The sequence below is a fragment of the Anaerosporobacter faecicola genome (assembly GCF_012070565.1).
Lineage (GTDB): Bacteria > Bacillota > Clostridia > Lachnospirales > Lachnospiraceae > Anaerosporobacter > Anaerosporobacter faecicola.
Window position 1 is genome coordinate 1 of record NZ_JAAQRO010000037.1, and the last position, 19,700, is coordinate 19,700.

Below are 19,700 nucleotides of genomic sequence, written 5' to 3' on the forward strand. Positions count from 1 at the left end.
TAACTTTCCATCAAAATATTCTTTGCATGCTGCTAGCCTTATTTCTGTCGTATATTTGGACATAAAAATTTCCCCCTAAGTAGATTTGGTTATTTACCTTGTCTACTTAAGGGGAATCATATCATTTCAAGATGCTCGGCCATGTTCTTAAATGCTGCGAGTAAGAATTCGTAGAACTTATCGTTCTCCATCTTATCATTTTTAATTGAAAGTCCGTCAGAGGACTCAAATGCCACATTGTACGGAGGGTCCGTGATGATGAGGTTTGCCTTTTTCCCGTCCATTAGGGTAGCAACATCTTCTGGCGAAGTGGCATCTCCGCACATAAGTCTGTGTCTGCCTACCACCCACACATCTCCTCTTTCAACAAAGGCTGCCTTTTCAAGTGCATCCGACAAATCAAAATCATCATCTTCTGCTCCTGTGCTTTCGCCATCTGCAAAGAGGTCTGCTATTTCCTGATCATCAAAACCTGTAAGAGATACATCAAAGTCCATTCCCTCCAAGGATTCAATCTCAAGCCTTAAAAGTTCCTCATCCCATCCCGCATCCTGTGCATATCTGTTGTCTGCAAGGATGTAGGCTTTCTTCTGTGCCTCGGTTAGGTAATCCACCAATACACATGGTACTTCCTCGATGCCCTCTTCTTTTGCAGCCATCAGTCTGCCGTGTCCGGCTATCACATTAAAATCAGAATCGATGATAACAGGATTAATGAAACCGAACTCACGAAGCGAGCCACGAAGTTTATTTACCTGTTCCTGTGAATGGGTTCTTGCGTTATTTACATATGGTATCAACTTGGATGTCGATACCATTTTCATTTCAGTTGTATGCTTTCCCATTAGAATAACCCCCATTCTGCAAATGCCTCAAAGCCACCAAGGTCTGTGATGAAGTCCCTTGCAATCTGTACGATTTCTCCATATGGCTTTCCATCGATTGTTTCATCTCCGATTGCACAACAAAGACTGATAGGCTCTCCTGTTTCCTGTGCTTTAAGGAATGCATAAATGTTTACAGATACATCTGCTTTGGATAAATCCTTACCATGAAGACCGCCACCTGTTACGGAGTCAGCCATATCAGAACCAAGCTTACGGTTGGTAGCACCTGTATCTACATTTGTGCCTCCCACCCAGGCACCTATCGGATTGACCTCTGCCTCTGGGTATCGTGATTTCAGTTCTTCTGTATCCGCATTGCTCTGACAGATGATAAGTCTGTCCCCATCAAGAATGTACTTTCCGTCTGTTGGGTAGTCAGCATAAATTCTGCCTGCGAGTTTTGATAACTTTTTCTGTTCCTCGGTCAGTGGCATTCCCTTAAAGATACCATTATCTCCACAACGGATAGCACCCTTCTGGTTATCCGACAGATGCTCATCCTGTGGAACTACCACGATATCTGTCTGCACATCCCCGGCAATTCTGAAAATTGCATCCACGATATCTCTCTCATCAAGGGTAGCCGAAGTTTCAATAATCGCATGGCACACACCATGTCCAATCAGTACTTCCACGGCAATCCTTGGATTATCTTCTGTAGCATATGCCAAGTCAACTATGGCACCTGCAATTCTGTCTGCCACCTTATCCGGGTGGCATGGATTTACTTTTTCTATCATTATGAAATTCTCCTTATCCTCTACTGCGTAACAGAATCTCCATTGGGTCTGCATCATCGGGATTGAAATCTGTCGAGCAGTTTTCCCTTACCACTTGGAAAATCTGGTACCATATTGTGTTTACCTGTTTTTGGTAGTTCTGAGCCATTGCCACGAATGGGGATGCACACGCAGCCCCTGTTGTCGGATGCTTGGAAAGAAATCCGTATTCGGATATAGCCTCCTCACACTGCATCAGTCGGGATACGCTCATTGCGTACTGTTCCACCAAGTGCTTGCTCACCAGTTTGTCGCAGCCTTTTTCCTTAAGGTACATATAGATATATCTGTAGATATTTTCTGCATCAAACTCGCCCGCCGCTTTCTGCTTGGATTTTATGTACGCACTAGGTTCAGGAATATCTGCTCCTTCAAGTTCCGTCCCTTCCGGCAGGTCAATGACTTTCAGTTTTCTACCACCAGGATTCCCCGTTGCTACCTTTTCAGCTAATGCCTTGGATTTTCTCCCGGCATTAACCTTGATATTGGAGCCACGGGCAGTTCCGTCTCTAGCCATTTCATCAACTCCTTATAATGTTTTAACGATTAGGGGTTTAATACCCCGTTCAAAAACGCAAAAAGTACGCACGAAGGGGCGGCACCGTTGCCCTGACGATTGAACCGTAGAGATTTGACCTCCCCCTACTCTTTTTGTTTTTGGTTGTCATAGGGTGTCATACGAATAAAATAAAATACTTTTTGTATCTACCCGTCATAGGGTGTCATTCATATGAATCACTCTTTCTTCCATGCCATCTATCTCCTCGCTCTGCATGAATCCGTGCGTGACAACTCTTGCAAAGACTTATAAGGTTAGTTCTGTCATGTGTACCACCTTCAGAGAGTGGTGTCTTGTGATGTACTTCTTCTACTTCAACAAGCACTCCCTTCTCAAAGCACAACTCACAAAAGGGATGGGTCTTAACATAACTGTCACGGATGCGTTTCCACGCTCTACCATAACGCCTGTGTGTTGCAGGGTCTCTGTGGTACTTCTCGTACTGTTTGTTAGCTTCCTTTTGGTGTTGTTCACAGAACCGTCCTTCAGTTAGGTTTGGACAGCCGGGATGGTGGCATGGGTGTTTAGCCTTTCTTGGCAATTTCTCCACCTCCTACAATATTTAGGCATAATAAAAGCCCCCACTGTGGAAACCACAATGAAGGCTTGTGCCTGTTTATCATTTTCGATTTTTGCTGATTATACTATAACATAAAGGCAACTATGTCATTGTATGACAAACCACGGCAACTTTTAAATTAATTGCATTTTCTGGAAGTTTTACCTTGCAGATAGCTTTGTCATGCCATCTCTGTACTGTTCTTATATCCGCCATCAATGAATCGGCTATTGCAGACCAGGTCATATTATGGATGTAACGGCATTTAAGCACCATCTGAAATTCCGGCTTTTCAATTTTACCGATTACTTCCCTTATCTGCTGCTTAAGTTCCAACAATACCGCCATTTCTTCCATTAACTTATTCTCCATATCCATCATCTTTTCCAATGTGCGGATATAGGGTGCATCTGTATTTTTCGTTGCATTATAATGTTCCTCAAATCCGGGAGAAGAAATTGTCTGCGACATCATACGAAGTTCTTCATATTCCATCGTATCCGATTTGATTCTTTGGTCTAACAGATAAGCCTGTCCCAAGTATTCTTTTACAGTCATGCCGCCACCTCCTTCTCTAGTTGAGAAAGAAGGACATTTCCGTCCAATGAAGTGAATGTATTAAAATGAGTGGATTTGAAAAATCTCTCGCATTCCTTTTTTGTATCTTCGGCTGCAGTATTCTTTCTTCCGTGGGACAGTTTCTTAACAGCATCCCTGTAATCTTTAACAGCCTGTAATACAACAGCATTTCCAAGTGCCTCTTCGGGTCTTAAATAATTACTAGCCATATACGACTCCTCCAATCTTAAATTGAGTGATTAAAGTCTTCGTATCTTTGTCTCTTTGAATCTTTGTAATCTTAGTAGCCAAGTATGGACTTTACCTCGTCCACGGAGCGAACCACAACTGCAATTCCTCCAGCTTTGTTAATCTTGCGAATAGTGGACTCCTGTAACTTTGTAGGTTTTCCAATATCCGTCTTTACCTCAAAACCATAAAACTTACCATCAATGCAAGCTATGATATCGGGTATTCCGGCTGTGCCGTACATTCCACCATGTTCTTTCCAAGCAAAGCAATTAGGCAATGTCTTCAGAAATTTCATAATGGCTTTTACAATATCCGCCTCTTTCATAGGCATCCTCCCTTCTGGACACCTTGGACGGCAAATTTTGTATTATACTCACTTTTTTTATAAAAAAATCAATGTATATATTAATGGTAAAATATAAAAAGAAGTGAGATTTTGGTGTCCTTGCCGTCCAGCCTTTGGCAAAGTCCCAAGAATCAATGCTTCTTGGAGTCCTTGCCTCTTTGTTTTGCCGTCCATTTGATGTCCGAAATATTATTCCGTGATGTCCGAAACACGGATTCCTTTCCATGTTCTTCTCTTACCGAGGTTATCCTTACCCTTTGTAAGATCAGGACAGCAATTCTCCAACTCCTGCGAAAAGCGTTTCTGTGCATATGGACTCATGCCACATACTTCGCAATAAACCTTATATTTGTTATAAAGTTCCATGCTCGGCACTTCGTAGGACGCATCCAGTTCACACCATTCATTCACAAATGAAAGAACCGAATTTGAATCTTCCTTGTATCTTTGTAACTCATTAATATTCGTTTCCGTTTCAGAAAACTTGAAATGATTATTAATAAGACGCTTTAATCCTTCCAGAGCGAACAGAAAAATACCGTCTGCCTCTTCTCTGAATTTATCCTGCAACTGTCTGTCCTTCTTGTCTTCTGTAACCACATTGTCGAATCGCATGATAACAAGTCTTCGATAAAATGCATCCGATTTATCCCCATAGTTACGAGGGATTGCGTTGCAGCTGAACAGAAGGCGGGCAAATGACTGAAAAGAAAACGGATTCTTGTTCTTACGCTCAACCGTCAAGAAATCCTCACCGACCAAAGCCTTGAAAATTCCATTGTCATCGATATTCTTAGAAGGTAAATCTGCAAAGATATTAGCCAGCTTTCCAAACAACTCTGCTGTCTTAAATCTCTCATTCAAAGCCTGCCAAGTAACATTTGATACATTCATTCTGCCAAGCAGGATATCATTAATCAGAAGAAGTAACTGACTCTTTCCTGTACCACCCTTTCCCACAATCACAAAACACTTCTGTGCGTGATTCACGGGAATAAGGAAATAACCCAACATTTCCTGTATCAACGGAATCTGGTCATCATCCACCGACTCATGCAAATACTGAATAAATCTTGGACACTCTGCATCCGGCGTATAATTTACCTGTAACTGAACCGTTGAAAGATAGTCCTCTGTATGCTCGGTCAATGTATCTTCGAGAACATTGTAAAGACCATTCTTCACATTAATAATGTAAGGGTTTGAGTTCAGTTCACAGATATCCTTAAGTACCTGCATTTTCCACTGACCCGTTGCATCCGTAATCTGTGATAACTTCGTATAACGAGGAATCATCTGCTCTCTGACGATGTTTTCAATCACCAGCTGATTAACTTCCTTGTAAACACCATCCTCATAGATGAAGAAACTCTCTGCTGCATAAAAGACAGGCTTTTCCTTTGCCATCTTTTCTGCCAGAATACCCGGAAGAAAGCGAAGTCCTTTCTCTGTAGGTTCATACCATTCAGGAAGGTCTGTACCATTTCTCTTTGTATTTACATTGGACTGATACTGTTTATAAACATTTCTGTGTAATGTAATAAGCGATTTCAAATCTGAATTCTTAAAGGAAAAGTGATTCTTCACATCGTAGTTGATAACACCTTCTGCTGTTACACCCTCGATGTTATAAAGATACTTTTCAATAAACTCCTTGGCCGTCTGCAAATCATCCACCACAGAATTCTTAACAGGCATAGTTCCAAGAATTGCTCTTACTGCATCCAACTCCAAAGGCTGAAAGCACATTGCTGCGGGTGCTTTGCAAGTACACGAACCGTTAGCAAGTCTAGGACATTGAAATCCCTTGTCTGCAATGGTCTGACAAGTCATAGGACCCGTGTTGCTGTCAAGAAAATGATTAATCTTCTTCTGCGTTTCGCTCGCATCGTATCCCGAATAAGGCTTTGAAATTTCATGAATCTTATCCGTACCACCATCGAATACGGCAAGATTTGAAATCATCGCATACCAGTCATGTTCCGAAAGGGATGCTGCGTCTGCAATACAATGCTTAATAAAATCACAGGAATACAACACTGTATCAATGCCTGTCTGATTACCACGCTTTACTTCAATAGGACCCGCATCAACTTCTGGGAGAACTGCAGCAAGTTCATCCTGTGTATAACGAAGTTCCGGGTGGAACGAAAGACACTCCACCTTCACAGGGTCTTCCTTACAATGATTGAAACCGGGAAGACGAAGTACACGGCTCTCGTTTACACAAGCCGGGTCACCACCGAAATGCTTGATTAACTGTTTCTGAACTGTACGAAATCTTCCTACCTCTCCGCCTTTAATAAACCAGTAGGTATGTAAAGACTTTCTTGTTTTAATAACAAGGGATGGCTTAAGTGGAAAATCTTCAATCTGTTTCTTCTGCTCATCGAAAGACAAATCATCACATTCTACGAACTGAGCATTTATTCTTGTAATACTCGCATCATCCTGTCCCCCATAATTAACAACATAGAAAATACCTCTGTTCTGCTGGTTATGCTGTTCAAGGGTTGTCATAATTGACGAAAACTTTCCTGCCTCAACACTTAACTTTGTGCCTGTAAAAGGGTCACCTTTCTTGTCAGCAAAGACACGAAGGCAAACTTCATCGGTAGGATTAAACAAACTACCAATGATATCTGATGCATATACATTTATTGGTGTATCCATTAAATCTCCTCCATTTTTATGAATTTTATTGGTTTTCCAAGTTTCTTTGCTTCTCTGACTTCCTGCTCCATGCCCTCTGACAATCCGCTCTTAGTTTCAAAGACATAAACTTCATCGCACATTGCAAGCAACGACAATCCGTACATTAATCCAAGTGTTCTTGATTCCATGTCTGTATCCCCAATACCTAAAATTGCAGGATACATTAAGTGACTGGCTATTGGCTGTTTCTTCTTATCAATAAGATATCTGCAGGCTTTAATAGCATCCGCCACGTTTTTATCAATATCCCCGGCGTACTTTGAAACTACATACACCTTGGACTGATTTTTCATTTCGTACTGTTTGCGCCAAATCTTCTTCTGATTGGCTTTGTACTCCTTCATGACCTGCCCGATTGCTCTTGCAGCCGTAGGGTCTGCATATCCTTCGCTATTCTTGTACATATCCGAGTTCCTCCTTTCAAAAAAGTAGGGCTGTATCTCTTCCCTCATAGACGGGAAAAGTTACAACCCTTACTTTCCAAATCACTAATCATCCAATTCTTCCATTGTTCCAAAGGTATGACCTATTGCTCCTTCTGCCACAAGAGGAAGGTCAAATTCTGCAAACGGCTTTACTTCCATACACTCTTTAACGAAAGCCACCGCGTCTTCCAGCTTGTCCTCTGGGATGATGAAGGTCAACTCATCGTGAATCTGCAGAATAGGTTCAAGCCAAGGTCTCGAATCCAGTCCCTCAAGAATACGGGCAATAGCCATTTTCAAAATATCTGCTGCAGTACCCTGTATTGGCGTATTCATAGAACATCTTTCTGCAAAACTTTTCTTGCTCCAATCTTCAGAACGAATCCCCGGAAGATATCTTCTTCTGCCAATCCAAGTTTCCGTGTACACATTCTTATATGCATCTGCCTTTGTATTCTCCTGCCAAATAGCAAGATTTTTATATCCAGCCTTAAGGTTTGCAATAATCTCCTCGCATTCCTCTATGGTCTTTTCCACTCCAGCTTTGAATTTTAATGTCCCCTGTAAACCTTTCGGGAACAGACCATAGAACACACCGAAGTTACAGTTCTTCGCAATGGTTCTGTTTTCCTTGTAATTCGGAGCATTCTTATCCTTTGCCTCCTCATAGGAAACACCGAAAATAACCGCTGTTGTCTGTGCGTGAATGTCACCATTCTCACGGTATGTCTGTAACATATTTTCATCCCTGCAGTAGAACGCACCTACTCGAAGTTCAATCTGCGAAAAATCGAGTGAAACGATAACCTTACCATCGGGTGCTTTTACAAAATTACGGATTCCAACCGGGTCGTTTGTTTTTCTCGGCATATTCTGGCAATTCGGCTTGGTACAGTTAAAACGCCCTGTATCTGTTGAAAGTGCAAACAGATCTGGATGTACTCTTTGTGTTACCGAATTAATATATTTACTGTAACCATCAATGTAAGTAGATTTTATCTTTCCAAGTTTTCTATATTCCTGTACCAACACAAACAGCTGTGATAATTCTGGACGATGCTTGTCGCAATATTCCTTAAGCATAGTCATTGTCATATCATCTGCTGCCTCTCGGTTTGATGCCGTTGTCTTAAGAACAGGAAGTCCAAGTGTCTTATATAAATAGTCTTTGAAAGCCTGTGTACCACAATTGGCACCAATATTCACATCACCAATAATAAAAGCAATCTGCTCACGAAGTTTCGCCATCTCGGTTTCCACTTCAATTTTTCTCTGCTCCATTAAAGACACGTTCATCGGTACACCAATGTGTTTCATAATTCCTATGTACACAGCCGTAGGGGACTCCAATTCCTCCACAATCTTTCTGTGTGCAGGCATGAATTTATCAAACCACTCGTTAAACTTATGATACAGACGAAGCGAAAAATCCGAGTCAGCGGCACCATAACGCACTGTTTCTGCATCATGTCCATCCAGTTCATCAAAGTGCTTTCCATCTGTAACAGAAGAAAACGAAGGTAATGGTTCTCCACAAAGTTCCTTTGCCAATGTCTTAAGACCGGAATCCTTAAGCTGTCTGAACTCATAATGGTTTTTAAGCGTCATTTGTGCGGCACAAATTGTGTCATACACAGGTGCTTTAATCACGATGCCCTGATGGTAGGACTGGCAAGATTCAAAAGCGATATTATGGGCAATCTTAATAATTCGCTTATCTGACAGGAACTCTCTCAAATATGCAAAGAATTCATCTTTGTCGATATTTGTACCAATCAAATGTGCAATAGGAACATAAATTCCAGTTCCTTCTTTTACTGAAAAGCTGCAGCCAACTATATGACTCTTATGAGGGTCAAGCGCCGCCTTATCTTCCTCACGAAATGGTTCATCTGGTGCAGTTTCATAGTCAAATGCTACTTCTATAGCATTTCCAATGTAATCTTTGATACCCTGCACCGAGATCACACATTCATATTTATTTTTAATTTCCATGTTCAAACCTCCAAAATACCGAGAGGGTTGCCCCTCCCGGTTCTGTGATATATTTCCTCGACCAAAAGGATTTTTAGTTCAATGGCTCAATAATTTCGCCTGTTTCTGCATCCACGAAAGGTACATCATCTTCCACAAGTGCTGAAGGTGTAAGATTAGATGCCATCTCTTTCATCTGTTCCACCATAGGTGCAAGTGCCTGCTTTTCCTGTGCTGTAAGCAATCTGTCATTCTTAAACACAGCCTGTGAATAGTTAATTCCATCGGAACTTGATGCTTTCTTAAGCGTAATCTTGGTTACCACACTATTTGGACGCAGTCCCTTTGAAACAAGTCTCTTCACATAATTGGTGTAAGAACCAACGGATCCAGGCGGAAGTGACAATACTACCGGGAAGAACTCGTTTTCCTGTAAGATGTAAAGCATTCTACGATTCTTACAAGCCTTGCTCCTGCCCTCGCCCGAACCAAATTTGTTATACGGACAGTTCTTACAATCCCCGCCCGGATTACCAACACCAACCTTGCCATCAAAAGAGCCACAGTCTGGTGGATTGGAACCGCCGGAATATTTCTCTCTGTAGAAGGAATTCACTGCATGGTTATAAAGAATAACTCCTGTGATTTCCTTAACCATATCTGTTTCGCCTTCCTCATCGGTAGGCACTTCAAATGCTGTTCCACCGCCAGAAGGGATTTTGATTTTATCAAGACTAAACTCAAGTCCATCGCAATCCTCTGCTAATGCGTTGTTTAAAGTATCCATATTTGCAAGTGCAGCATATCCACTTGTCTCTGCAATCTCTGTTGCTTTTACTTCGATGTTCTCTGACATAATTGTGTCCTCCTATTTTTTTCTAATTCCAACTGAAACCTTCTCGAAAGTGTTGATGAATCCGTCTAACCATTCTGGCAATTCATCACCGTTCTCCGCCTTCTGCTCTCGAACAAAGCTGGAAAGCGTGTTTGCGTTTACTGATTCCGTTACCAATGAACCGAATCCGTTCTCTTTAAGAACTGCATATAAATCTTCTTTCTTACCTGCCATCGGAGATGCAAATAAACGGCTTTTAAGATAAAATGTGCTACCACAATGGGTAAACTTATCTAACTCCGCCTCTGCCATAGCGTCCGATAATGCCAAGTCAAGTCTGTCGATTTCAGCATTCACTACCTTGGTCTGCTCTTCAAGTTCCGATTTGCGTTCCTTGGCCGCTTTAAGCTGGTCTGCAAGTTCCATAATCTGTCTGTCTTCCATACGGCTTTTCCTCCTTTCTATAGACTGGAAAAGTTACAACTCTTCATCTTTGTGACTGTCGACTTGTCCCTCACAGACGGGAAAAGTTACAACCCCTGTATCAGATGAAGGATGACCTATCCTCCATAGACGGGAAAAATTACAACCCCTCCTACTCAGAGAAGGGGTTGCTACCATTTCTATAATCATCAACTAACATTTTTGCTAAATCCACTTTATTTCTTAAAGCACGAAGTACCTTTGTATCCACGGTCCCTTTCGCCACAAGATAGATGTAATGGCAATTTTCACGCTGTGAAACTCTATGTATACGTGCTTTTGCTTGTTCGAAATTAGACATACTGTAATCAAGGGAATAAAAAACCATGGTGGATGCAGCTGTAAGTGTAATACCAAGTCCGGCGGCTGCAATGTTGCCTACAAACACCATGCAGTCATCATCGTTCTGAAATCTGCGTATCTGTTCATCACGGTCTTTGACTCCACCACGAATTACGGCATAACCGATTTTCTTCTTTTTAAGAAGATTCTCTATATCATTAAGTTCCGGCACAAAACGAGCCATAACAACTAACTTCTTACCTTCTGCCATTGATGAATCAATGATGTCCTCAAGCGTATCCAGTTTGGATTTAGATACTGCTGCCGTGTTCTTATCATCATCTGTTAAATGTCCACCTGTAAGCTGTGACAGACGGAGCAACTTTGTAAGAATGTTTGGTGCAGAAACTTCGCCACCTGCAAGTTCTGTAAAGGATTCTTTTTCCAATTCTTTATACATTTTCATTGCCTTTGGCTCTAATTCCACGTGGCGAACTTCCTCTGTGATTTCCGGCAGGTCAAGGCACTCTGCCTTTGTCACACGAAATGCTACCGAATGTAATCTCTGTAAAAAATCCGTTGTCATGCTTTTACGGAATATTGGTGTGTGATTACCATAACCCAGCATATCGAAATATCTGTTACGGAACTGATAAAAGCTGCCACCAAAGATTTCCTTATTTACAAAACGGTATTGGCTGTGAACATCAATTTCCTTATTTGTAATAAGTGTTCCTGTCAAAAGGCATCTAAACTTTGCATGGTCGGCCAAGTTGTGCATAGCCTTCGCCTGGGAGGTTCTTCCTTCTTTAATCTTGTGACCCTCATCGGCACAAATAATATCTGCACCAAATTGCAGAAGTTCAGTCTCAAGTCTCCACGCACTTTCATAGTTCACAACAACTATCTGAAGTCCTTCTGCCGGAATATTTGCCAGTTGTTCTTTCTTCTTGGCACAACTACCTTTCAGCACCGTAATGTTCACAGGATAATCTGCAAACTTAAGTATCTCTTCTTCCCATACACCAAGTAAGGAAAGTGGTGCTACGATAAGGCATCTATTCACTAATCCGAACTGATATAAAATTCCAATCACAGCAATGGTAATGTAGGTTTTGCCACACCCCATTTCTGCAAGAATTGCTGCCCCGGAACTTCTGACAGCTGATGGTATAAGACCAAACAGTCCGCATACAAAATCAAATGCTCTCTGCTGATGGTCAAAAGGTCTGCCCTTTACAGGCATTGGTAAACTGTTATTATTCATTATCTTCGCCCTCCTTTATGCCGACATAGGTCCCGTCAGATACTTTGCGTACCTTCGCATCCCCACACCAAAGGGAAGCCTTACTAACACTGAATCTTCTTTTTCTTATGCCATATATCTCTTTACCCGCTTCAAATGTTCCTTCAAATAAAAGGTGGTGCGGATATTCCGCTATAAACACAACTTTGCTTGGCTTGGCATAGAAAGTAACTCCTTTAGGAATGATTACTTCCTCTCCGGCTGTTAATCTGTATTTCACATTTTCAAACTTCATCTTTACTTCCTCCCTGCACTTTGTAATTTCTGCATCTTAATTGCTCCGTTCAAAATTGCTTCCTTATAAATTGAAAACTCTCCGAGGTACTGTTCTTTCTTACCATAGGTGTATGTAAACACCGCTTTGAAGAAGAGACGGTCACCGCTTTCCTTCACGAACCAAACTTCATCCGGCTCAACATAAAACTTCACTCCCTGCAGCCGAACCCTATCTCCGGCTTTCAAACGGAATATGATATTTTGTAATTCCATAACTTCCTCCTACTCTGCCTTGGTTGCTGTTTTTGGAAGTTCAATGAACTCCACCTGCTCAACACTCTGTCCCGGCTGCATGATTAAAATCTGTGTTGCCTCACCAAAGAGAAGTCTCACTAGCTTTCTTGGAAGGCTGATTTTTTTGCCCGCATACAACATTTCCTTGCGGTTGTCCTTTGTTACGACATTGACTCTGACTTTATGTGCCATCTGCTTTACCTCCTATAATTGGTGGGAAGTAACTCTTCCCTCACAGACGGGAAAAGTTACAACCCTAGAACTCTTGACTACTTACGTTTTCTCTTTGGAGTGCGGTCTACCTCATATCCGGCAGCCTCAAAACAGCTCTTCAATTTCTCGATGGCTTTATTAACCTGCTTGGAATATGCCTGGTTAGTTTTTGTTTCACCTTTTGTTGCAATATCTTCTCTCTGGATATCCGAAATTCTCATCTGCTCCCCATAAATCTTGTCCAGCAGATTCTGCCAAGTCGGAGCAAGTTCTTCCTTATATTCAGTAAGAAGTGCAAGAATCTTGTTCTTTTCATCACTCTCTTCCTCACCGATGATTCCAAGAGTTACCTCTGGATTACCCTGCTGATTTTCAATAAGGCCGAGAAGGACCTGCACAGGGTCTTCATCTGAATCAACTGAAACCTTACTAACATCCACACGCTCGTCCTCTTCTCTTTCCTGCGAAGTTGCCCACTTGTGCTGCTCGTCCATATACTCCTTAACCCACTCATCATTTGCGTTAATAGGAACTTCCTGTGTGATATACTCCGGCTCATCCTTTTCGCCATAAGCTGGATTTAAGAATTTCATTACAAATGTTGTGCCGTCCTCTGTTACATAATTTCCGTCATTACGGAATGCGATTGTCTCAATCTTCATATCAATGTCTCCTTGTTCTGTGTTGGAATCACAGGCAAGGGGATACACGATATGGGTCAGACTTCCGAAGGCACTAAAAAAGCGCACAAGAAGAAAGCGGTCTGACACACTTTCAAGACCAGATCTAAACTCCCGATTGAGTGTTTATCTGCATCTCTATTCGTGTATCCCGCTTGCCTCTTGCGCGCTTTCAATATTTCAGCAAGTGTGATTCAGTTAAATGTTAAAATGTTTCTAGGTTACAATAATGGTCATTCCAAAACTGTTGGTGTTCTAACTCGATACATACTTCTTCTCCTTCCACACATAAAACAGCATTAAAAATACGATGTAAAAAATCGCACAGCACCGTATTTTCCTTCATATAATTCAAGAAAAAATAAAAAGGAGTCAAAAAGTAACCATTGTAGTTACTCTCTGACTCCTCTTAGTCGTTGCCGAATACCTCTTTATTCGACCAATGTCTTCTCTTTACTTACCTCATAGACAATCCATCTACCATTTTTGTCCATCTTTACTTCTGCATTTTTTCCTTTTGCAGAAATTCTTTTAAGAATACATAAAAGCTTGTCATCATTAGTTGTTCTCTTGGCTCTATCCATAGAATTCCTCACTTTCTTTTTTTGTTGGCGTTTTTAATTTTACGCTTTTTTGCGAAGTTTCTTTCAAAAAATTTTCTTGCTGCCTGAGCAGCAAGATACTATAACAGGTCACATTCCTGTAGCCTGATTCTTACCGACTGTTTTGAAACATCAAACAACTGTGCAATTTCTGAAATTTCTCTCCAATTATCCTCTACGGACTTTATATCATATGCTTTTGCAACCTCTATGAAAGGTTTCTTAGGCATCAATATTCTTGGTGCAATCCCCACCGCTTGACTTTCCATAATACTTTCGTCTTCATTCATATACGGAAAATCATTTATATTGCATTTACAATATTTTGCTTTCTTAGGCAAAGAATACTTTTGCATCTTATAGTACATTCTGTGCTTATACCAATGTACTGCTTCGTGGGCAATCGTATTGTTTCTGCAGCCTATATTAGTCTTTTTCACAGCTTCCGGGTCAATTAGCACAGTCTTTTTCTTAAAAAACTGTGTCTCATAAAGACCATCTTCAGGATTATATATTTCGACAAGACCATCATCGAAAATTGTCATACCTAATATATCCACTTCCTCAGAAAGACAAACAAATTTTAAGTCTAACTTCATACCATCCTTAACAATATCCATTATCGGAATCGCCTGTGGTTTGTTTAATGCATCTGGATAATATGTTTCCAAAAAATCCGTTGCAACCTTATCATATTCAGAAGGCGGAATATACGGCAACAAAGTTTCCATATTATAATCCATTAGTTACCTCCTCTTGTATCAATAAACTTGCTGACTTCCTGCCAAAAATCGTCACCCAAATTTGCATTTCGGGCCTTACGGAACGCAGCCCTTGCGCTTGGCAATGTTTCATCCATGATATAATCCGTTAAATCTGGGGCCACTTGATTTCTTTCTCTTCCAGCCAAGTCAAACATCTCTGCTCGCTCCTGATCATTTAATCCAAGCATTTCAGCCAAAATCTCTAATCCTTCTTTGTCTGGAGGATTTCGTCTTCCTTTTATTATATCGGACAAGTAAGTTACAGAAACGCCTAACTTGTCTGCTATAGGTCTGAGTTTTACATCTTTCTCCAATCTTTTCTCTGCAATATACTTACCAAATTCTCCTGCCATGTCCTCACTCCTAAAACTCTTATTTGCGTACTTTTTCTTCATCATAACAATTTCGCTATTAAGCGTACTTTTATTATACCCACTATTACACTACTTGTCAATGGTTCGATAATTTTTTCTTTTATTTTTAATACTTTTTTTCATTTTCCTTTGTTACAAGTGCTATAAATAGATTTTCAGACTTGATTTAAGACATTGCAAAATCAAGTCGTATATGCTATAATAACACTTGACATTTTATCAAAAAAGGAGATTCATTATGCATGGCGGAAAACGTGAGGGTTCTGGTAGAACACCTCTTCCTGAAGACCAGAAGAAAATAGCCAAGACAATATATATCACTCCCACATTACAAGATGATATTGAAAAATACGCTCACGGAGATAGTTTCTCCGAAAAATGCATGGATTTAATTAATTCCCAAATCGAACGCAGAAAAAGAGCTGACGATAAAGTAGTTAAATTCATTGACCTATTCGCAGGTTTAGGCGGCATCCGATTAGGATTCGAAAATGCCTTTCGAGAAAAGGGATTTGAACCTAAATGTGTTTTAAGTAGTGAAATAAAAGAATATGCTATCAAAGCATATAAAAATTACTACAAAGAAGAGAACGTTGCTGGAGATATTACAAAAATACCGGCTTCAGACATTGAGGACTTCGATTTCCTCCTCGCGGGGTTCCCCTGCCAACCGTTCTCAGCTGCCGGACTTGGTCTCGGCTTCGAAGATACCCGTGGAACACTTTTCTTTGAAATAGAACGTATTCTAAAAGAAAAGCAACCTTACGGTTTTCTTTTAGAAAATGTTGAAGGACTTGTTAATCATGACAATGGTCGTACACTTTCAATAATTGTTACTCATTTAAAACAACTTGGATACTATGTTTCATATCGATTAATTGACAGCCAATTCTTTAAATTAGCCCAGTCAAGAAAGCGCGTGTACATAGTCGGAACCAGAGATGCCCATATTTCATTGGATAACTTCGAAGAGCATACAGCTGTTCTTGGGGACATCTTAGAACATGGATTGCCTCATGTTCATTCAAAGTTCACGGAAAAATTATTTAGTCACTTCACTCCCGATCAAGTAATCGGAAAGGCCATAAAAGATAAACGAGGCGGTGATGATAATATCCACAGTTGGGAACTTGGTTTAAAAGGTGACACAACTCCAGAGCAATGCGAATTCTTAAATTTACTTTTAAGAGAGCGCCGGAAGAAGAAATGGGCGGCTGAAATAGGAATTGATTGGATGGATGGAATGCCACTAACTGAAAAACAGATTGCTACCTTTTATCAGCACGATAACCTTAAGGACTTCCTTGACCAATTAGTTGACATGGGTTATCTCACTTTAGAGCATCCTCGTAAAAAAGAAAAAAATCGTAGAGTTCCAGATGAAACCAAGCCAAAAGGATATAATATCGTCACAGGAAAACTTTCCTTTGAATTTACCAAAATTTTGGATCCAAATGCGTTAGCACCAACACTAGTAGCAATGGATGTTTCTCATCTTGGAATAATTGATAACGGAGGACTAAGACGTCTTTCCATTCGAGAAGGTCAACGCTTGTGCGGTTTCCCGGAAGATTATGACCTCTCATTCCTTAAAGAAAGCGAAGCGTTTGACCTACTAGGTAACACCGTATGTGTTCCTGTAATTAAAGCAATATCAGAACGCTTGGCTGAAATGTACAAAAACTAACATAATGGATAATAGGGCATGAAAATCATGCCCTATATTTTTTGAATTTTATACGAGGCTGTATTCACTAGCCATGTATCATCTGTGAAAATACATTCATAAGGATTTACAATATATTCAGGAACATAATCCTCTTCACTCATTCGAAGGTAGTCCACTAAACATAATACATATTTCTCACCTTTGATTCGAGCCACATCACACTCATTTTCTGACCAGTAAAAATGTGGTTTCCCCACGAAACATTTTACCTCTATGAATCTATCATATATAACACTATCTTGGCCGTTATATGATACAATATCATAACCTGCTGATACATCAAAGTCAGAAATTCTTTTTATCTTATATGCCTTTCCCGGAAGTCTCTTTCTTTCCAACTCAAGAACATATTCTTCTGCTTCTAAACCTCTTTTGTTCTGTTCAGCTTGTCTTTGCATAAGTTGTTCAAGTGTAAACTTATCTTTCCTATTCCTAAGCTGTGCTGAAAAATCCTGTTCATATTGCTCTGCAATACCAATTTCCCCATTACTTTCCTTTTCCAAGGCACCTGCAACAGTAAGAAAGTTTCGAATCGCAGCATATGCTAATGGAAATGCAGACCGCTTAATGCTTAAGTGTCCTTTTTCCGGGTCGAATGCCGTACTGTCAATGTCAAACAAACCTTCTTCTGTCAAAAGAACAATACATTCTTTAACAAGCACATTTATAACTTCATTCGATTCTTTACCCATTAGTTGCTCAATTTTACCCGTGGGTATAACTATGTCATCTTCCCATTCAGCAAATCCTAAATACTGAAAAAAAGCTACTGCACCTCCACAGTTAATCTTGATATTTTTTTCCAATGAGCACCTATTAACAATTTCGTTAAAACTAAGTTTCTTTTTTCCAGATAGTATTGAAACCAGGAACAATACACCATTTATATTACCTATCGAATTACATCGTTTTAGTTCTGTTAACATACTCTGTAATCAGCGCTTTTATATCATCATCTCCTGTTTCCAACTCCACATTGGAGAACAATGGAATTGGCATACTTTCAATAATCTCTCGCAAGCGCGTTTCCTTTGCAATCAGCCTTTCATTGATAACAGAATCTATCGAATCCTCCGAAAGCAGGTAATAGTAGTTAGTCTCAATTCCTGGTTTAAGACCATATCTGTGTATTCTATCCTTTGACTGAATAAAATGTGCTGCATTAAAACTTCGTTCCATATATATTGCATTGTGACATACCTTATGCAAAGAAATTGATTCAGAAACAGCAAAAGGATTTGCAATGATAACACTAAATGAAGAATCATCTTTATGAAATTCCTCAATTATTTTTTCTCTTGTTTCTATTGCGTCATCATCATCTTCCTCGTCCCCGGTAGCCACAGGTGTCGCACCATATAAGGTTCTGCATTGTATACCGTTAGACAGCAAGTACGCTTCAAAATCGAGAATATTTTTTACATATATTGCCCATACTACAACCTTACCACCTTCTGACAGAATGCGTTCAATAATCTCTTTTGCTTTAATGAACTTGGCAGGAGTCTCATTCTGAGAATATTCAAGAACATCTCTTATCAGCGATGTATCTTCTGCTACTGCTCCTGCATCAAAACCTTCCAACGATGCAAAATTCTGCAATGGAACACTAAGTAAATTAGGATTAGTGGCTGCCTGCATCATTCTTATCAAACGAGCCTTTATTAAATCTTGCTGAAATCCCGTATCTTTTGAGGAAACAATATCACTCATGTATTTCTTTTCGATAACGTCATATATACGTCTTTGCGCCTCACCCATTGGAACAATAATTGGTGGATTCTCGGTTGCCGCCGGAATTCCCAAATCACTCTTTTTTACTCTAATAAAAAATGGCGCAATGGCATCAAGCAATGTGTTTACACGTACATCTGTTTCTTGTTTACTCATATCCTTTAACTGATATACTTCAAACGGTATTACTCTTTTAGTTGGCCAGATGAATTTATACAGATTATATAAATCCTCATATCCGTTTGGTGCCGGTGTACCCGTCAAAACAACCCTAGCAGAGCAATATGTCGCAATATCGAGCACTCCATTCGCCGTGATTCCACCGCTGGTGTTTTTAATCTTATGCGCTTCATCCAAAACGACCATTACTCTATTATTTCTCAAAAAGTATATCAACTCTTCTTTAAGAGACGGTACTGAATTGTATGATAATAAAGTAATCTTTGCAGGTGTTCGTGAATATAAATATTGTTTTTTATCTTCTATGGACACCTTTCCATTTAATCTTTTAGTAGATGGTTTTTCTCCAAAACACTCGGCATACTCTAATTCCCACGGTCCAAAAGCACTGAGCGGTGATATAATCAGTAACTTATCTACATACTTCTTATCCTCTGGCTTTAAATTCGACAGATATGCAAATGCTCCATATACAACACTTGTTTTTCCTGCTCCCGGCACAGAAAAGTTACACCCATTCTGTGAAAAAGCCAAATGATACGCAGATAATAACTGTAATTCATACAAGCTTCTATTCTTCAAATTTCGACTTACGGAATCAACAAAGTTTTGAAAATCATCTTTTTCACAATGATTGTCCCTTATCAATCTAGCTTTCTCTGAAAACTCGTGGAACTTTGCTTCTTCTAATGCATAGTTATTAACTGCCTCAGAAACCTTTCCAGAATACACCAGTTCTGCCGATATATACTCACACACTTTTTTTATTTTATCAATCGTCTTATTGATATCCTTGTCTGCCTGCACTATCAGTTTATCGCCGGCCTGTGAGTAATTGAGTGTATCCTTCAAATATCTTGTAGCTCTACGATTAGAAAAAATGTCCACTATGTCTCCAGTTACATACATAATCGATGAATCATCATTCGACTCAAGACATAGTTGTTTCATCAA

22 protein-coding genes and 1 pseudogene are annotated in these 19,700 nt (G+C 40.1%); 1 reads left to right on the forward strand and 22 read right to left on the reverse strand.

The features are described from left to right. Positions 1-125: 125 nt before the first annotated feature. The 20 genes and pseudogenes from HBB17_RS16090 to HBB17_RS16185 form a co-directional block, all read right to left on the reverse strand. Positions 126-845, reverse strand: a pseudogene (locus HBB17_RS16090) (ParB N-terminal domain-containing protein); the annotation flags it as partial. Further along, positions 845-1,627, reverse strand: coding sequence for a methionine adenosyltransferase (locus HBB17_RS16095; RefSeq protein ID WP_167958530.1), 783 nt, complete (start codon positions 1,625-1,627; stop codon positions 845-847). The pseudogene HBB17_RS16090 and the gene HBB17_RS16095, both read right to left, overlap by 1 nt. A gap of 13 nt (positions 1,628-1,640) precedes the next feature. After that, the gene (locus HBB17_RS16100; protein WP_167958531.1) at positions 1,641-2,183 is read right to left on the reverse strand and encodes a P27 family phage terminase small subunit; all 543 of its coding nucleotides are present in this window, start codon (positions 2,181-2,183) and stop codon (positions 1,641-1,643) included. Between the two features lie 205 nt (positions 2,184-2,388). Further along, entirely contained in the window at positions 2,389-2,766 is a 378-nt protein-coding gene (locus tag HBB17_RS16105) for an HNH endonuclease (protein WP_167958532.1), read from the reverse strand. Between the two features lie 120 nt (positions 2,767-2,886). Continuing rightward, positions 2,887-3,342 carry a DUF1492 domain-containing protein gene (locus HBB17_RS16110; RefSeq protein ID WP_167958533.1) on the reverse strand — a complete coding sequence of 152 codons (456 nt, stop codon included), beginning with the start codon at positions 3,340-3,342 and terminating at the stop codon, positions 2,887-2,889. Beyond that, positions 3,339-3,572, reverse strand: a complete 234-nt coding sequence (locus HBB17_RS16115) for a hypothetical protein (protein ID WP_167958534.1) — start codon at positions 3,570-3,572, stop codon at positions 3,339-3,341. The genes HBB17_RS16110 and HBB17_RS16115 overlap by 4 nt, the downstream gene beginning before the upstream one ends. 71 nt (positions 3,573-3,643) lie before the next feature. After that, on the reverse strand, positions 3,644-3,919 hold the full coding sequence (locus HBB17_RS16120) for a VRR-NUC domain-containing protein (RefSeq protein WP_167958535.1): 276 nt from the start codon (positions 3,917-3,919) through the stop codon (positions 3,644-3,646). 210 nt (positions 3,920-4,129) lie between these two features. Further along, positions 4,130-6,613, reverse strand: coding sequence for a phage/plasmid primase, P4 family (locus tag HBB17_RS16125; protein ID WP_207717368.1), 2,484 nt, complete (start codon positions 6,611-6,613; stop codon positions 4,130-4,132). Then, positions 6,613-7,107, reverse strand: a complete 495-nt coding sequence (locus HBB17_RS16130) for a DUF7768 domain-containing protein (RefSeq protein WP_238483777.1) — start codon at positions 7,105-7,107, stop codon at positions 6,613-6,615. The genes HBB17_RS16125 and HBB17_RS16130 overlap by 1 nt, the downstream gene beginning before the upstream one ends. A gap of 36 nt (positions 7,108-7,143) precedes the next feature. Continuing rightward, positions 7,144-9,075, reverse strand: a complete 1,932-nt coding sequence (locus tag HBB17_RS16135) for a bifunctional 3'-5' exonuclease/DNA polymerase (protein ID WP_167958536.1) — start codon at positions 9,073-9,075, stop codon at positions 7,144-7,146. 73 nt (positions 9,076-9,148) lie between these two features. After that, the gene (locus HBB17_RS16140; RefSeq protein ID WP_167958537.1) at positions 9,149-9,910 is read right to left on the reverse strand and encodes a hypothetical protein; all 762 of its coding nucleotides are present in this window, start codon (positions 9,908-9,910) and stop codon (positions 9,149-9,151) included. A 12-nt stretch (positions 9,911-9,922) separates the two neighbouring features. Then, positions 9,923-10,333, reverse strand: coding sequence for a gp33 family protein (locus HBB17_RS16145; RefSeq protein WP_167958538.1), 411 nt, complete (start codon positions 10,331-10,333; stop codon positions 9,923-9,925). A 151-nt stretch (positions 10,334-10,484) separates the two neighbouring features. Then, positions 10,485-11,921 (reverse strand): DEAD/DEAH box helicase, encoded by a 1,437-nt coding sequence (locus HBB17_RS16150; RefSeq protein ID WP_167958539.1) that lies wholly within the window; start codon positions 11,919-11,921, stop codon positions 10,485-10,487. After that, positions 11,914-12,195, reverse strand: coding sequence for a hypothetical protein (locus HBB17_RS16155; protein ID WP_167958540.1), 282 nt, complete (start codon positions 12,193-12,195; stop codon positions 11,914-11,916). The genes HBB17_RS16150 and HBB17_RS16155 overlap by 8 nt, the downstream gene beginning before the upstream one ends. Positions 12,196-12,197: 2 nt before the next feature. Next, complete coding sequence (locus HBB17_RS16160) at positions 12,198-12,449, reverse strand: hypothetical protein (RefSeq protein WP_167958541.1); 252 nt, start codon at positions 12,447-12,449, stop codon at positions 12,198-12,200. Between the two features lie 9 nt (positions 12,450-12,458). Then, positions 12,459-12,662 (reverse strand): hypothetical protein, encoded by a 204-nt coding sequence (locus tag HBB17_RS16165; RefSeq protein WP_167958542.1) that lies wholly within the window; start codon positions 12,660-12,662, stop codon positions 12,459-12,461. Positions 12,663-12,739: 77 nt separating this feature from the next. After that, complete coding sequence (locus HBB17_RS16170; protein WP_167958543.1) at positions 12,740-13,345, reverse strand: hypothetical protein; 606 nt, start codon at positions 13,343-13,345, stop codon at positions 12,740-12,742. Positions 13,346-13,794: 449 nt separating this feature from the next. Further along, the gene (locus tag HBB17_RS16175; RefSeq protein ID WP_167958544.1) at positions 13,795-13,947 is read right to left on the reverse strand and encodes a hypothetical protein; all 153 of its coding nucleotides are present in this window, start codon (positions 13,945-13,947) and stop codon (positions 13,795-13,797) included. Positions 13,948-14,045: 98 nt separating this feature from the next. After that, a complete protein-coding gene (locus tag HBB17_RS16180; protein ID WP_167958545.1) occupies positions 14,046-14,708 on the reverse strand; it encodes an ImmA/IrrE family metallo-endopeptidase in 663 nt (220 codons plus the stop codon). Beyond that, positions 14,708-15,082 (reverse strand): helix-turn-helix domain-containing protein, encoded by a 375-nt coding sequence (locus tag HBB17_RS16185; RefSeq protein ID WP_167958546.1) that lies wholly within the window; start codon positions 15,080-15,082, stop codon positions 14,708-14,710. Before HBB17_RS16185 ends, HBB17_RS16180 begins: the two co-directional genes overlap by 1 nt. Before the next feature lie 259 nt (positions 15,083-15,341). On the opposite strand from HBB17_RS16185, the gene dcm reads away from it, so the two are divergent. Then, entirely contained in the window at positions 15,342-16,790 is a 1,449-nt protein-coding gene (gene dcm / locus HBB17_RS16190) for a DNA (cytosine-5-)-methyltransferase (RefSeq protein ID WP_167958547.1), read from the forward strand. Between the two features lie 32 nt (positions 16,791-16,822). Here the strand turns inward: dcm and HBB17_RS16195 are convergent, their stop codons facing one another. Together HBB17_RS16195 and HBB17_RS16200 are read right to left on the reverse strand one after the other, a co-directional pair. Beyond that, on the reverse strand, positions 16,823-17,638 hold the full coding sequence (locus HBB17_RS16195) for a DUF3883 domain-containing protein (protein ID WP_167958548.1): 816 nt from the start codon (positions 17,636-17,638) through the stop codon (positions 16,823-16,825). Positions 17,639-17,732: 94 nt separating this feature from the next. Continuing rightward, the gene (locus HBB17_RS16200) at positions 17,733-19,697 is read right to left on the reverse strand and encodes a DEAD/DEAH box helicase (RefSeq protein WP_167958549.1); all 1,965 of its coding nucleotides are present in this window, start codon (positions 19,695-19,697) and stop codon (positions 17,733-17,735) included. Between the last annotated feature and the right edge of the window lie 3 nt (positions 19,698-19,700).